General features: G+C 72.1%; 9 protein-coding genes. 6 read left to right on the top strand and 3 right to left on the bottom strand.

Annotated features, from left to right (window positions below; genetic code table 11):
• The first annotated feature begins 106 nt into the window (after positions 1 to 106).
• Together ABUW04_RS02455 and ABUW04_RS02450 are read left to right on the top strand one after the other, a co-directional pair.
• Positions 107 to 2,539, top strand: a complete 2,433-nt coding sequence (locus ABUW04_RS02455; protein ID WP_380562206.1) for a SpoIIE family protein phosphatase — start codon at positions 107 to 109, stop codon at positions 2,537 to 2,539.
• Between the two features lie 146 nt (positions 2,540 to 2,685).
• Complete coding sequence (locus ABUW04_RS02450; RefSeq protein WP_380562205.1) at positions 2,686 to 4,140, top strand: phosphatidylinositol-specific phospholipase C domain-containing protein; 1,455 nt, start codon at positions 2,686 to 2,688, stop codon at positions 4,138 to 4,140.
• Positions 4,141 to 4,162: 22 nt separating this feature from the next.
• Here ABUW04_RS02450 and ABUW04_RS02445 read toward each other — a convergent pair whose 3' ends face one another.
• Positions 4,163 to 5,719, bottom strand: coding sequence for an MFS transporter (locus ABUW04_RS02445; RefSeq protein ID WP_380562203.1), 1,557 nt, complete (start codon positions 5,717 to 5,719; stop codon positions 4,163 to 4,165).
• 161 nt (positions 5,720 to 5,880) lie between these two features.
• The gene (locus ABUW04_RS02440) at positions 5,881 to 7,236 is read right to left on the bottom strand and encodes a hypothetical protein (protein ID WP_380562201.1); all 1,356 of its coding nucleotides are present in this window, start codon (positions 7,234 to 7,236) and stop codon (positions 5,881 to 5,883) included.
• Positions 7,237 to 7,527: 291 nt separating this feature from the next.
• Here ABUW04_RS02440 and yicI point away from each other — a divergent pair, with 291 nt between their 5' ends.
• Positions 7,528 to 9,831, top strand: a complete 2,304-nt coding sequence (gene yicI, locus ABUW04_RS02435; RefSeq protein ID WP_380562199.1) for an alpha-xylosidase — start codon at positions 7,528 to 7,530, stop codon at positions 9,829 to 9,831.
• 12 nt (positions 9,832 to 9,843) lie between these two features.
• Here the strand turns inward: yicI and ABUW04_RS02430 are convergent, their stop codons facing one another.
• Positions 9,844 to 11,337: a helix-turn-helix domain-containing protein gene (locus ABUW04_RS02430; RefSeq protein WP_380562197.1), complete on the bottom strand. Its 1,494-nt coding sequence runs from the start codon at positions 11,335 to 11,337 to the stop codon at positions 9,844 to 9,846.
• A 122-nt stretch (positions 11,338 to 11,459) separates the two neighbouring features.
• Between ABUW04_RS02430 and ABUW04_RS02425 the strand changes: the two genes are divergently transcribed.
• Genes ABUW04_RS02425 through ABUW04_RS02415 form a run of 3 tightly spaced genes read left to right on the top strand, consistent with a single transcriptional unit; the run spans position 11,460 to position 14,673 of the window.
• Positions 11,460 to 12,572, top strand: coding sequence for an ABC transporter ATP-binding protein (locus ABUW04_RS02425; protein ID WP_380562195.1), 1,113 nt, complete (start codon positions 11,460 to 11,462; stop codon positions 12,570 to 12,572).
• Between the two features lie 8 nt (positions 12,573 to 12,580).
• Positions 12,581 to 13,807: an ABC transporter substrate-binding protein gene (locus ABUW04_RS02420; protein WP_380562193.1), complete on the top strand. Its 1,227-nt coding sequence runs from the start codon at positions 12,581 to 12,583 to the stop codon at positions 13,805 to 13,807.
• On the top strand, positions 13,807 to 14,673 hold the full coding sequence (locus tag ABUW04_RS02415) for an ABC transporter permease (protein WP_380562191.1): 867 nt from the start codon (positions 13,807 to 13,809) through the stop codon (positions 14,671 to 14,673). The genes ABUW04_RS02420 and ABUW04_RS02415 overlap by 1 nt, the downstream gene beginning before the upstream one ends.
• Position 14,674: the final 1 nt, after the last annotated feature.

Here is a 14,674-nt window from a genome sequence, read left to right as displayed (position 1 = left end):
CTTTCAGGTTGATAAAGGTAAAATTCCGGGCAAAGCTGTCTTCTGGGATGCATGCGATGCCGAGGGTGACCCCGCGACGCGCACGAGGCGACAGGGACGGCGAGCGATGACGCAGAGCGGTGCAGAGCCGGTCCGGCAGCCGGAGTACCCGTTCGACCAGGCCGTCACCGCCCGCGCCGCAGTGGACGCGTCCGGAGTCGTCACCGACTGGAACGAGGGCGCCCGCCGGCTGCTGGGGTACGCGTCCGAGGAGATCGTCGGGAAGTCCGCCGGCTGCCTGCTGGCGCGCGGGCAGGAGGCGGTGCGGCCGCCGGAGGGCGCCACCCGGTGGAACGGCAGCGTCGTCCTGCGCCACCGCGACGGCAGCGAGGTACCGGTTCGGCTGCTGGCCCACCGCACCGATCCCGACATGACCTCGCGCGGCGAGTGGCTGCTGTTCAGCCGCCTGCCGCGGGACGAACCGGAGGCGGCCGGGCCGCTGGACGAGGTCCCCCGGTGGGCGTTCGCGCGCTCGCCCTGCCCGGTGGCGATCTACGACACCGAACTGCGGCTGCTGGCGGTGAACGCGGCGATGGCCGGGGTCATCGGGCTGCCCGAGGACGAGATCATCGGCCTGCGGATCCCGGAGATCGGCGGCAAACCGCAGAGCGCGGAGCTCGAACAGCAGATGCTGCGGGTCCTGGCCACCGGTGAACGGCTCGACGTGGAGAGCTTCATGCGCACCGGGGGAGAGGCGCGCGAACACGCCTGGTCGGCGCACCTGACCCCGCTGGCCGACGACCACGGTGCCGTGCACGGGGTCTGCCTCACCGCCCACGACATCACCGAGACCTACCTCGGCCGGCGCCGGCTGCAACTGGTCAACGACGCGAGCGTGCGCATCGGCACCGCGCTGGACATCACCCGCACCGCCGAGGAACTCGCCGAGGTGTGCGTGCCCGATCTGGCGGACTTCGTCACCGTGGACCTGCTCGACCTGCAGGACCGCGACGACACCGGCGAGACGACGCCGGCGGCGTCGTCCTCGGCCGACGTGGCGCTGCGGCGGGTGGCCCAGCTGTCCGTCACGCCCGGCTCGCCGGAGGCCGCGATCGATCTGGGGACCATGGGCGTCTACCCGCCGTCCTCCCCGCACGCCCGCTGCCTGGCCTCCGGCCGGCCGCTGTTCCACCCGATCCGACCGCGGGACGCGCTCGGCTGGCCCGAGCCGCAGTCGGCGCAGGCCCGGGTGGTCGAGGAGCACGGACTGCACAGCGTGATGGCGGTGCCGATCCTGGCCCGCGGCGTCACCCTGGGCGTCGCCGTCTTCTACCGCCACCGGCACCCCGAACCCTTCGTCCCCGACGACGTCCTGCTCGCCGAGGAGATCACCGCGCGCGCCGCCGTGTGCATCGACAACGCCCGCCGGTTCACCCGCGAACGCGAGACCGCCCTGGCCCTGCAGCGCAGCCTGCTCCCGCAGTCGCTGCCGCGCCCCGCCGCCGTCGAGGTGGCCTCCCGCTACCTGCCGGCCGCGCCGCACACCGGCATCGGCGGCGACTGGTTCGACGTCATCCCGCTGTCCGGCCTGCGGGTCGCCCTGGTCGTCGGCGACGTGGTCGGGCACGGGATCCAGGCGTCGGCGACCATGGGGCGGCTGCGCACCGCGGTGCGCACCCTCGCCGACGTCGACCTGCCCCCGGACGAGCTGCTCACCCACCTGGACGACCTGGTCATCCGGCTGTCCCAGGAGTCCGACGTCGGCCAGCCCGCCGGCGACGTCGGAGCCACCTGCCTGTACGCGGTCTACGACCCGATCTCCCGCACCTGCGCGATGGCCGCGGCCGGCCACCCCACACCCGCGCTGGCGCTGCCCGACGGCACGGTCGAGTTCGTCGACATCCCGGTGGGCCCGCCGCTGGGCGTCGGGGGCCTGCCCTTCGAGGCCGTCGAGCGGGAGCTTCCCGAGGGCGCGCTGCTCGCCCTGTACACCGACGGGCTGATCGAGGACCGCCTGCGCGACATCGACGAGGGCCGCGCCGCGCTCGCCGACGCCCTCGGGCGCCCGGACGGCTCGCTGGACAGCATCTGCCGGCGGATCCTGGACAAGCTGGGCTCCGCCTCCGGCGCCCGCGACGACATCGCCCTGCTGCTGGCCAGGACCCGGGTCCTGGACGCCTCCCGGGTCGTCGACTGGGAGGTCGAGGCCGATCCGGCGGAGGTCTCCCGGATCCGCCACCTGGTCGCCGACCAGCTCGGCGCCTGGGGTCTGGACGAGCTGGTCTTCACCACCGAACTCGCCGTCAGCGAGCTGGTCACCAACGCGATCCGGCACGCCACCCCGCCGATCCGGCTGCGGCTGATCCACGACGCCACCCTGATCTGCGAGGTCTCCGACTCCAGCAGCACCGCTCCGCACCTGCGCCGGGCCCGCACCTACGACGAGGGCGGCCGCGGCCTGCTCCTGGTCGCCCAGCTCACCCAGCGCTGGGGCAGCCGCCACCACGCCACCGGCAAGACCATCTGGGCCGAACAACTCCTGCCGCCGGCAGCGGACTGACCGGCGCCGCCAGGCCGCCATCCGCCGGTCGCGGACCGGACGCCTGCCGTACCGCCGCATGATCCGGACACGGGGCGGATCGGCACGTACCTTGTCGAATGACAGGGACATGATATTCCGGCGCATCTCCCCGAAAGGATCCGTCCGTGACCCACTCCCACCGGCGGCGGTTCACCCCCACGCTGCTCCGCCGCGCGTCCATGGCCTGCGCCGCCGCGCTCGCCGCGGTGCTCGCTGCGGCCGGTCCGGCGCCCGCGCAGCCCAGCGGCTGGTCGAGCTCCTTCAACAACCTGACGGCACAGACGCGTTCGGACTGGATGGGCCAGGTCCCGGACGCGACCAGCCTGGGCAGCATGTCCATCCCCGGCACCCACGACACCCTCGCCATCCACGGCGGCAGCCTGCTGCCGGACTCCTACGAGGCGCAGGAGGACCACGGCGACAGCGCCGCCACCCTCACCGCGCAGCTGGACGCCGGGATCCGGTCGATCGACATCCGGGTCCGGGTCACCGGCGGCGCCTTCGCCATCCACCACACCACGATCTATCAGAACGCCAACTTCGACGACGTGCTGACCAAGGCTCAGGCCTTCCTGTCCGTGCACCCCAGCGAGACCGTCCTGATGGACCTGCACGGCGAGTGCGACGCGGACTCCACCGAGGGCGGCAGCGGCACCGCCTCCATCGGCCACTGCGCCGACGACCCGTCGAACACCACCGCAGCCCAGCGGATCAGCATCTTCGACGGCTACGTGGCCAGGTACCCCGGCCTGTTCTACGCACCCAGCGTCACCGGCAGCAGCACCGCGGACCTGCCCACGCTCGGCCAGGCGCGCGGCCACATCGTGCTCACCGACTTCACCGGCCCGCGCGGCGAGGTCTACGGCGGCTTCGGCCTCACCCAGCTGACCACCGGCAACTGGGGCTCGTACGTCGAGAACGACTACACGCAGTGCGACACCACCAGCAAGTGGAACGAGGTGCAGGCCAACCTGGTCGCGGCGAACAACGACGGCTCCGGCGCCCTCTACACCACCTACACCTCCTCCAACTGCGCGCCGTTCGGCTCCAACCCGGCCCAGGTCGCCGCGAACGAGAACCCGCTGCTGCTGAACTACCTCAACGCGGGCAACGCGGCGCGCACCGGCGTGGTGAAGATGGACTACCCCGGATACGCGCTGGTCACGGCCATCGTCAACCGCAACCCCGGGGTGAGCTTCAGCGGGGCGCTCGCCTCGGGCATCAGCGGCAAGTGCCTGGACGCCGCCTACGACGGCAGCAGCAACGGAACCGTCGTCGACCTCTACACCTGCAACGGCACCGCCGCCCAGACCTGGACCCCGCAGTCCGACGGCACGCTGCGCATCAACGGCCTCTGCCTGGACGTCATCGGCGGCGGCACCGGCAACGGCACCAAGGTCGACCTCTGGTCCTGCACCGGCGGCTCGAACCAGCAGTGGACCGCGACCGAGTCCGGCGCACTGGTCAGCGCCCAGTCCGGCCTCTGCCTGGACGACCCCGGCGCCACCAGCACCGACATGACCCAGCTGGAGATCTGGAGCTGCCACAGCACCAACGGCCAGGTCTGGACCCTGCCCTGATCCCGTTGCCCTGATCCGTCGCCTACCTGCTTGGGCAGTGGGTGTCGGGTGAGCGTTTGTAGCTGGTGCCAATGCTGACCGTGCCCGCTGCGGGCACGGTCAGCCGGGTCCAGGAGCCGCTGGGGGTCAGGCATCCGCTGCCCGGGCCGAGTACGGACAGCCAGGGTGACCAGGCGATCCGGACGAGCGCGGTTCCGGCCTTGGAGAAGTGCAGGGTCAGCTCGGCCTGGCCCGCCTCGACCACGGTCGCCGGCGCGCCGGCCATCGGTGTCGCGCCGACGACCCGGTACAGCTTCCAGTGGGCGTCGCTCCAGACCGGGTCGAGCCACGGCTGCCCGGCGGCGACGATGCGGCTCTCGGCGGCGGAGGCGTAGTCGAAGCGCGTCGCGGGCAGGAGGGGCAGGACGACGTAGCCGACGGCCCAGTTCCCCAGCCAGGCACGGTAGTCGGCGCTGTCGAGGGTGCCGTCGTAGAAGAGCGGATTGCGGGTGAGATCGGCCTGCCGGTTCCAGCCCCGGGCCAGTTCCACGGTGTTCGCCAGGCTCGACGCCTCGACGTGGGACGCGGTTCCGACGATTTCCACCCGGCCCCGGTCCGCGTCCAGCAGGGCCAGTTCGGCGGCCAGCGGCTTGGCGTACTGGGTCCAGCCGTCGGCGGGCACGGTGAGGGCCAGGTCGGTGATCGGCTGGACGGTCTGCCAGGACAGTGCCAGCGCGAAGGCGATCCACAGTGCGCGGGCCCGCCGTCCCGTGCTGGCCCGTGCCGCGGCCAGCAGCAGCGTGGCTGCGAACAGCAGGGCGAGCCGCTCCACGTTGCTGCCTATGGGCGAGGGGATCAGCAGGGTCAGCAGGTTGCCCAGGGCGTAGGTCCAGGCCCCGAGTCTGACGGCGCGCCAGGACCGCGGTGCGAGCAGCGCCAGCGGCAGGGTGGTCGCCAGTACCAGGGTGAGCTGGAACCAGAGGTAGGGCTGCACGCCGTAGAAGGGGAACAGGATGGCGGTGGTCGCCACCACCAGTGGTGGGCCGGCGGCCAGCGAGACGGCGGCCGTCCGTCTTCCGGTCAGGAACAGGGCCGGTGCGATGGCCAGCAGGAACAGTCCGTCCACGGGGCTGGCCAGGGTGGCCAGGACCGCGAGCAGGCCGGCGACGGCGGCTGTGCGTCGGGGCCTGGCGACCGTCTCGTGGACCAGCACGACCGCCGCGAGCGCCAGCACCGTGCCGACTGCGAAGGTGATGCGTCCGGACACCGTGTTGCAGGACAGCGCGAGCGCCCCGCACAGGGCCGGCAGCAGCGGTCGGCGGACGCCCGAGCGCATCAGCAGCCGGGCCAGGAGCGCCGCGGCGAGGGTCCCGGCTGCCACCCCGGTGCCGCGCACCCCGAGCACGTCCATCAGGTAGGGGGTGAGCACGCTGTAGGAGGCGGGGTGCATGCCCCCGTACCAGGAGAGGTCGTAGGCCGACCCGGGGTGGGCCGAGGCGAACTGCGCCCAGGCGTACTGGGCGGCCAGGTCGCCCCCGTTGGTCGCCAGGAACAGGGCCCAGAGCAGTTGGAGCACAGCGGCGAGGATCGTGGCTGCCACGATCGGATGGCGCAGCCAGGACCGTACCTGGGAGCGGGCCGGTCGACGGCGGCCCGGGTTCGGCTTCGGCGGGGTGGCCGGGAGCGCGCGCCCCGGCCGGTCGGCGGGCGCCGGGGGCGGACCCGGGTGGGGGAGGGGCAGGACGTGCAGGCTCTGCGGTGTCACCAGGACCAGCCCCGTCCGGCGGTGTTGTGCATCAGGGCCAGGAAGGTGGTGGCTGCCAGCAGCACCCACAGCAGCGGATTCCTGCGGGGGAGCAGGGCGGCGCAGAGCCAACTGGTCGCGGAGTACCAGGGCATGGCCCACGGGGCGGCCAGCACCCAGGCCAGGGTCAGTACGAACACCATCGCGACCAGCGGCGAGGCGGATGCGGGCGCCGGGAGCCGCAGATGCAGCCGCCAGGCTAGGGCGGCGGTCGCCGCCGGCCAGCCGAGGCTGATCGCGGCCCCGGTCGCGGCCGCGCCGACGAGGGGGTCGCCGAGGTGGCGCAGCGCCTGCCACAGCGAGGGGACGGAGACCAGGTGGGCGGCGGCGCCCAGCGGGGCGAGGGCGTGCATCCCGTAGCCGGAGTAGAGCAGCAGCACGGTGCACAGCGTGGCCGCGCACTGCCGGAGCACCCGGGCCCAGGCGCGCTCGCGCACCAGGACCAGCACCAGGCCGGCCCCGACCAGCCCGGCGCTGATCTTCAGTCCGCAGGCCAGCCCCAGCAGGATGCCGGTGGTGGCGTCCGCCCGCCAGGTGCCCGGTCCGCGGGCTCGCACCAGGGCCGCGAAGCAGAGACCGGCCACAAAGGTGTCCAGGTGGCCGCCGGCGACCAGTTGGCCGATCAGCAAGGGATTGGCCACCCACAGGACGGCGGCGCGGCTGCTGTCCTCGGCCGTGCGCACCAGCAGCAGTCCGGTGACCAGGAACGCGGCGGCGTTGGCGAGCATCAGCAGCCAGATCGTCAGCCAGGCCCGGTCGCCGCCGACGGTCGCGGCGGCCTGCTGGATCCAGGTCGCCAGCGGCCCGTAGACGGAGGAGGTGTGCAGCCAGCTGGGACTGACCAGGTCCGCGTAGCGGCCGCCGAGGGACGCCGGATCGGCACGGTAGGGGTCCGCGCCGAGGGCGGCCAGGCGTCCGTAGGCGGCGTAGCTGGCGACATCGCCCGAGCCGGTGGGCGCCAGGGAGCTGCAGAGCAGCACCGCGGCGGTGCCGGCTGCGAACAGGTGGGCCACCCGGGGGCGCCAACCGCGGCGCAGTCCCAGGAGCATGCCCAGCAGGCCCAGTGCCTGCGCGGCTATGGCGCCGCACATCACCCTGGTGGACAGGGCCGCCGACAGCGGAGGCAGGACGGACAGCGGCAGGCGCACCGCGACCGTGTGGTCGTTGGGCGCACCGGCTCCCGCCAGCGCCAGCAGCAGCACGCCCAGCACCGAGAGGGTGACCGCGACCACGGGCGTGGCCAGCACGCCCGCCAGGGCTGCTGCCGCGGCCCGGGCGGTGACGGGCGATGCGGTCGGTCGTACTGCGGTCAAGGCCTGCCGGAGCTGGATGGCTGTCCCCTTCGTCTGTCGGACGCGCTACCTTCGACGACCGCGTGAATCGATTGCCCCCGCCAGGAATCTAGGGGGCGAGCGTGAGAGAAGATCTTGGTTTCGGGTATGACGTCTACAAGAATGTAGACGGTCGCGGATGGGGTCGGCGACCCACCCCCCGGACCTGGTGGTGCGTCAGTTTCGGCAGATCGTGGTGCGGCCGCCAAGAGTGATCGAGGATGGACAGGAGAAGCGCTTCGACGATGCGGCCGACCGACGAGGAGACCACCCATGAAGTTCACCGACGGCTACTGGCTGATGCGGCCGGGGGTCACCGCGCGCTACGCCGCCGAGGTCGCCGAACTGCGTGCGGACGAGCACCGGTTGACGCTGTTCGCGCCGGTGAAGCGGACGGTCCGGCGGGCCGACACGCTGAACAGCCCGCTGCTCACGGTGGACTGCTGGTCGCCGGCCGAGGGCGTCATCGGCGTCCGGGTCACCCACCACGCCGGCGCGCTGCGTCCGGGCCCGGAGTTCGAGCTGCCGGGCGCCGACCCGCAGGTGAGCGTCGGCAAGGTGGTCCGGGACGGCTCGGTGGTCGAGCTCAGCTCGGGCGAGCTGGGCCTGCGGGTGGACACCGAGGGACCCTGGCAGCTCGAGTTCACCGCCGGCGGCCGGGTGCTGACCTCGATCGGGGCCCGCGGCACCGGGTTCGTCACCGACGCCGAGGGCCGGCACTTCATGCTCGGTCAGCTCTCGCTGGGCGTCGGCGAACTGGTCTACGGCCTGGGCGAGCGCTTCACCGCGTTCACCAGGAACGGCCAGAGCGTCGACATCTGGCAGGCCGACGGCGGGACCAACAGCGAGCAGGCCTACAAGAACATCCCGTTCCACCTGACCAACCACGGCTACGGGGTCTTCGTGAACCACCCCGGCCGGGTCGGCTACGAGGTCGGCTCCGAGACCGTGAGCCAGGTCCAGTTCAGCGTCGAGGACCAGCAGCTGGAGTTCTTCGTCGTCCACGGCCCGGACCCCAAGCAGATCCTGGCCCGCTACACCGCCCTGACCGGCCGTCCGGCGCTGCCCCCGGCCTGGGCGCTGGGCCTGTGGCTGTCCACCTCCTTCACCACCGACTACGACGAGGCGACGGTCAACCGCTTCCTCAGCGGCATGGCCGAGCGCGAGATACCGCTCAGCGTGTTCCACTTCGACTGCTTCTGGATGCGCGGCTACCAGTGGAGCGACTTCAGCTGGGACGCCGACACCTTCCCCGATCCGGTGGGGATGCTGGCCCGGCTGAAGCAGCAGGGACTGCGGGTCTGCGTCTGGATCAACCCCTACATCGCGCAGAAGTCCGTGCTGTTCGAGGAGGGCATGCGCGAGGGCTACCTGGTGCGGCGCGCCGACGGCAGCGTCTGGCAGTGGGACACCTGGCAGGCCGGCATGGCCCTGGTCGACTTCACCAACCCGGCCGCCGCCCGCTGGTTCACCGACAAGCTGCGGGTGCTGCTGGACCAGGGCGTGGACTGCTTCAAGACCGACTTCGGCGAGCGCATCCCCACCGACGTGGTCTGGCACGACGGCTCCGACCCGGAGCGGATGCACAACTACTACACCCAGCTCTACAACCGCACCGTCTTCGACCTGCTCACGGAGGAGCGCGGCGAGGGCGAGGCGGTCCTGTTCGCCCGCTCCGCCACCACCGGGGGCCAGCAGTTCCCGGTGCACTGGGGCGGCGACTGCGAGTCCACCTTCAGCGCCATGGCCGAGTCGCTGCGCGGCGGACTGTCCCTGGGCCTGTCCGGGTTCGGCTTCTGGAGCCATGACATCGGCGGCTTCGAGGGCACCCCCACCGAGGCGCTGTTCAAGCGCTGGGTGCAGTTCGGACTGCTGTCCTCGCACAGCCGGCTGCACGGCAGCAGGTCCTACCGGGTCCCGTGGGACTACGGCGACGAGGCCGTGGCGGTCACCCGTGACTTCACCCGGCTCAAGCACCGGCTCGCCCCCTATCTGCAGCGCGCCGCCCAGCAGGCGCACGCCTGCGGCACACCGGTGATGCGCGCGATGGTGCTGGAGTTCCCCGACGACCCGGCCGCCGCCACCCTGGACCGGCAGTACCTGCTGGGCGACGACCTGCTGGTCGCCCCGGTGTTCAGCGAGGACGGCACGGTGCAGTACTACGTGCCGCAGGGCACCTGGACCAACGTCCTGACCGGCGATCAGGTCACCGGCCCGCGCTGGGTGCGCGAGACCCACGGCTTCGCCACCCTCCCGCTGCTGGCCCGCCCCGACTCGGTGATCCCCTTCGCCGCCGACGACAGCCGTCCCGTCTCGGACTGGGCCGACGGGGTGACCCTGCGGGTGCACGCCTTCGCCGACGGCGCGGAACGCACCGTCTCCGTCCCCGACCCGGAGGGCACCGGCCAGGCCGCCGGCTTCCAGGTCCGCTGCCAGGGGGACGTGCTGACGATCGGCACCGACAGCCAGCTTGCCTGGAACGTCCAGCTCGGCGGCCCGACCGGCCCGCTGCACCGGGCCCCGGCCGGAACCCGGGAGCTCACCCTGCCCTGGCCCGACGGCGGCACCGCCGGGTAGGGCCGGGCGGCGCTAGCCGCTTCTGGAGCGCTCCAGTGCCAGCAGGGCCAGCCACAGTTCCCCGCGGTCGACCGTGGTGGCCAGTGAGAGCCCCGTCAACTCCTCGATCTGGGACAGCCGGTAGCGCACCGTGTTGCGGTGGACGAAGAGCTGCTCGGCGGTGGCCTGCACCGATCCGTCGGTGGCCAGATAGCGGCGCAGGGTGCCGACGAGGTCGGCCCGGTGCTCGGCGTCGAAGCGCAGCAGCGGCTGCAGGATCCGGTCGCTCAGCTGCCGCACCGCGGGGGACAGCGGTGAGAGCAGCAGGTCGGCGAGGCGTGGCCGGGTCCCGGTGTGGACGCCCACGCCCCTGCTGATCGCCGCCCGGGCCTCCAGGTAGCCCTCCTGGACCCCGCGCGCCCCGGCGCCCGGTGCGCTCAGGCCGACGGCAGCGGTGGCGCCGCGCACCGGGTCGCGGCGCAGGGCCTCCCACAGGGTCTTGGCGTGGATCTCGGCGGCCTGCTGGCTCTCGCCGTCCTCGGGGTGCTCGGGCAGGAGCACCAGCAGGTGGCCCTCGACCACCGCGGACAGCGGCTGGGCCGCGCGCCCGTCCGGGAGTTCGCCGAACTGCGGCATCGACCAGGCGAGATGGCTGAGTCGGCGGCGGCTCTCCGGCTCGTGTCCGGGTCTGCGGTCGGTCCACTGCCCCAGCAGGACGTGGTGGCGCCGGGCCGGATCGACGCCGTGCACCGCCAGCAGCCGGTCCGCGGCGCCGCCGTCCAGGGTGCCGTTGACCACCTCGCCCAGCAGCCGCCCCAGCAGGCCGCGGCGTCCGGCCACGAACGACAGCCGCCGGGCCAGTTCCAGGGCGACCAGCCGCGCGGCGTAGTGCAGCGGCTCCGGCTGCTCGCTGCGGCCGGCGAGCAGCCAGGCCACCACCACTCCGTCGACCTCCACCTGGAGCCGGTGTTCCGGTGCGGCGGGCAGCGATCCGGCCAGTGCGCCGCCGTCGGCCGCCAGCAGCGCGGTCGGTGCGCCGATCTCGCGGCTGAGCGTGCGTAGCAGCTGCTCCAGGGCGTCACCCGCGAGAACCGCCTGGGTGAGCCGGTCGTGCGCCTCGACCAGCCGGCCCTGTTCGGTGAGCCGTTCCGCGGCGATGCGCTCGGCGACATGGCGGCCGAGCGCGATGAACGGGGTCTGGTAGGGGACTTCGAGCACCGGGAGCCCGCACTCCCGGGCGGCGGCCAGCAGGGCGCGGGGGACGGCGGTGTGGCTCAGTCCGGTGCCGAAACCGATGCCGGATCCGCCGGCCCCGGCGATCCGCGCGGCGAAGGCGCTCTGGGTCGCGGCGGTGCGCAGCCGCAGCCCGGTGGTGAGCAGCAGCTCACCACCGTTCATCCACGGTGTCGGGTCGGCCAGCTCGGAGGCCGCGGCCCAGCTGACCTGCCGGTCCAGGCCGCCGTCCCCGGTACAGCAGCGCAGGGCCAGCCCCTCGATGTCGAGGAGGTCACGCAGACGCACGGGCATGGCGCGGACTGTATGCGTGCACAACGGCGGCCGGGAAGTCCGTGCGGCCATCCATAGCCGAATTGTCATCTGGGTTCATAGGTTTTGCCATCACCAGCCGCCACCCGACCCCGAGGACCAGCGTGACGGACAGCCCACCTCCCAGCACCGGCGCATCCGCAGCCGGTCCACCAGTCCCGTCCGCCGTCGCCCTGTCCGGGGTGACCAAGGCGTTCGGTGCCGTTCGCGCCGTCGACGGCATCGACCTGGAGATCAGGGCCGGCGAGTTCTTCTCGATGCTCGGCCCCTCGGGGTCGGGCAAGACCACCGTGCTGCGCATGATCGCCGGCTTCGAGGAGCCGACCGGCGGGCGGGTGCTGCTCGGCGGCACGGACGTCACCCGGCTCGCGCCCTTCGACCGCGACGTCAACACCGTCTTCCAGGACTACGCCCTGTTCCCGCACCTGTCGGTGCGTCAGAACGTGGAGTACGGACTGAAGGTGAAGCGCGTCCCCAGGGCCGAGCGCACCCGGCGGGCCGCCGAGGCACTGGCCGCCGTGCGGCTGGAGGACTTCGCCGCCCGACGGCCCGCCGAACTGTCCGGCGGCCAGCGCCAGCGCGTCGCCCTGGCCCGGGCGCTGGTAAACCGGCCCTCGGTGCTGCTGCTGGACGAGCCGCTGGGCGCGTTGGACCTCAAGCTGCGCCTGGAGATGCAGATCGAGCTCAAGCAGATCCAGCGCGAGGCCGGGATCACCTTCGTCTTCGTCACCCACGACCAGGACGAGGCGCTCACCATGAGCGACCGGATCGCGGTCTTCAACGCGGGACGCATCGAGCAGGTGGGCACCCCGGCCGAGGTGTACGAGCACCCGGCGACCGAGTTCGTCGCCGGTTTCGTGGGCACCTCCAACCTGCTCCAGGGCGACGCGGCGGCCCAGGTGTTCGGCGAGCCGGGCCTCTACTCCGTGCGCCCAGAGAAGGTCCGGATCACCCACCCCGACGACCCCGCCGGACCCGACGAGTGCTCGGCCCCGGGCACGATCGTCGAGGTCGTCTACGCCGGGGCGCTGACCCGCTTCGTGGTCGACCTCGAAGCCGGCGGCCGGCTGGTCGCCCTGCGGCAGAACGTCGAGGAGTCCAGCACGGACGTGGCCCGGCACCGCGGCTCCACGGTCCTGCTCGCCTGGCAGCGCCGGCACACCGTCCGTCTCAGCGCCCGCCCCGGCGACACCACGCCGAACGACAACCCACAGTGAGGGCATCCATGAACGCCTACCGTTCCCCCAGATCCCGGACCGTTCGCGGGCTGGTCGTCGCGTCGACCCTGCTGCTCGCCGCCGCCTGTTCGGCCACGCCGACCAGCAGCGGAGGGACGACCTCCACCGCCGGCTTCACACCGCCGAACATCCCGATGCAGAAGTCGCTGGGCCCCGGCGAGGGCGTGGTCAACATCGTGGCCTGGGCCGGCTACGTCGAGTACGGCCAGGACAGCAAGACCGTGGACTGGGTCTCCGCCTTCACCAAGCAGACCGGCTGCAAGGTCAACGTCAAGGTCGCGGGAACCTCCGACGAGATGGTCGCGCTGATGAAGACCGGCCAGTACGACACCGTCTCGGCCTCCGGCGACGCCACCCTGCGACTGATCGCCGGCGGCAATGTGGCCCCGGTGAACACCGCCCTGGTGCCCAACTACGCCGACATCTACCCGGCACTGAAGAACCAGCCGTGGAACTCGGTCAACGGCGTCGCCTACGGCATCCCGCACGGGCGCGGCGCCAACCTGCTGATGTACAACACCGCCAAGGTCACCCCAGCCCCCACCTCCTGGTCCGCGGTGTTCTCACCCAGCTCGCCCTACACCGGGCACATCACCGCCTACGACGACCCGATCTACATCGCCGACGCCGCGCTGTACCTGATGAAGACCAAGCCCGAACTGGGCATCAAGAACCCCTACGCACTCACCCAGGCCCAGCTGACCGCCGCCACCGACCTGCTCAAGGTCCAGAAGCAGCAGGTCGGTTCGTACTGGAGCGACTACACCAAGGAGCAGGCCGCCTTCGACTCCGGGGACGACCTGCTCGGCACCACCTGGGAGGTCATCCAGCAGGCCGTGGCCGCCGACGGCAAGGTGAAGACCAAGGCGATCCTGCCCAGCGAGGGCGCCACCGGCTGGTCCGACACCTGGATGATCGCCGCCAAGGCCGCGCACCCCAACTGCGCCTACCAGTGGATGAACTACATCGTCTCGCCCAAGGTCAACGCCGAGGTGGCCGAGTACTTCGGCGAGGCCCCGGCCAACTCCAAGGCCTGCGCGCAGATCACCGACAACCCCAACTTCTGCGCCGACTACCACGCCGCCGACGAGAGCTACTGGAAGAACGTCTACTACTGGAACACCCCGACCAAGCTCTGCCTGGACGGCAGCGGCAAGAACGACTGCACCACCTACGCCCAGTGGGTCACCGCGTGGAACGAGATCAAGGGCTGATGACCCCACCCGTCCGCAGGCTGGCGGGGGCGCTGCACCGCCGCCCCCGCCTGCGCCTGGCAGCGCTGATCTCCGCGCCCATGGCCTGGCTCGCGCTGGCCTACCTCGGCGCGCTCGTGGTGCTCCTGGTCTCCGCCTTCTGGACGACCAACGAGTTCACCTCCAACATCGACTACCTCTGGAACACCGACAACTTCCGTACGGTGCTCACCGATCCGCTCTACCGCAACGTCGCCCTGCGCACGCTGGGCATCGCCGCGGCGGTGACGCTGATCGACGCCGTGATCGCCTTCCCGATGGCCTTCTACATGGCCAGGGTGGCCAGGCCGCGCAGCCGGCGCCTGCTGCTGGTGGCGGTGCTGACCCCGCTCTGGGCCGGGTACCTGGTCAAGGCCTACGCCTGGTGGGTGATGCTCAGTCACGGCGGCGTCATCGACTGGATCGCCGCGCCGTTCGGCGGAGGCTCGCCCGGCTTCGGGATACCGGCAGTGGTGATCGTGCTGTCCTACCTGTGGCTTCCGTACATGATCCTTCCGTTGTACACGGCCTTCGAGCAGTTGCCGGACAGCCTGCTCGCCGCCTCGGGGGACCTGGGCGCCAGGCCCTGGCGGACCTTCGTGGGGGTGGTGCTGCCGCTGGTCAGGCCGGCGGTGATCGCCGGGTCGATCTTCACCTTCTCGCTGAGCCTGGGCGACTACCTCACGGTGCAGATCGTCGGCGGCACCACGCAGATGCTCGGCAACGTCATCGCCTCCAACGTCACGCTCAACCTGCCGCTGGCCGCGGCCGTGTCCTGCGTGCCGGTACTGATCATCGTCGGCTACCTGCTCGCCGTGCGCCGCACCGGCGCACTCGACAACCTGTGAG

Source organism: Streptacidiphilus jeojiensis, from assembly GCF_042510965.1.
Classification (GTDB): Bacteria; Actinomycetota; Actinomycetes; order Streptomycetales; family Streptomycetaceae; genus Streptacidiphilus; species Streptacidiphilus jeojiensis.
The sequence above is the reverse complement of the archived record's forward strand: the minus strand, read 5'-3'. Positions and strand labels throughout refer to the sequence as shown.

Coding starts and splice junctions, on each gene's coding strand:
- ABUW04_RS02455 (WP_380562206.1), top strand. CDS start 107: ATGACGCAGAGCGGTGCAGAGCCGGTCCGGCAGCCGGAGTACCCGTTC.
- ABUW04_RS02415 (WP_380562191.1), top strand. CDS start 13,807: ATGACCCCACCCGTCCGCAGGCTGGCGGGGGCGCTGCACCGCCGCCCC.
- yicI (WP_380562199.1), top strand. CDS start 7,528: ATGAAGTTCACCGACGGCTACTGGCTGATGCGGCCGGGGGTCACCGCG.
- ABUW04_RS02430 (WP_380562197.1), bottom strand. CDS start 11,337: ATGCCCGTGCGTCTGCGTGACCTCCTCGACATCGAGGGGCTGGCCCTG.
- ABUW04_RS02420 (WP_380562193.1), top strand. CDS start 12,581: ATGAACGCCTACCGTTCCCCCAGATCCCGGACCGTTCGCGGGCTGGTC.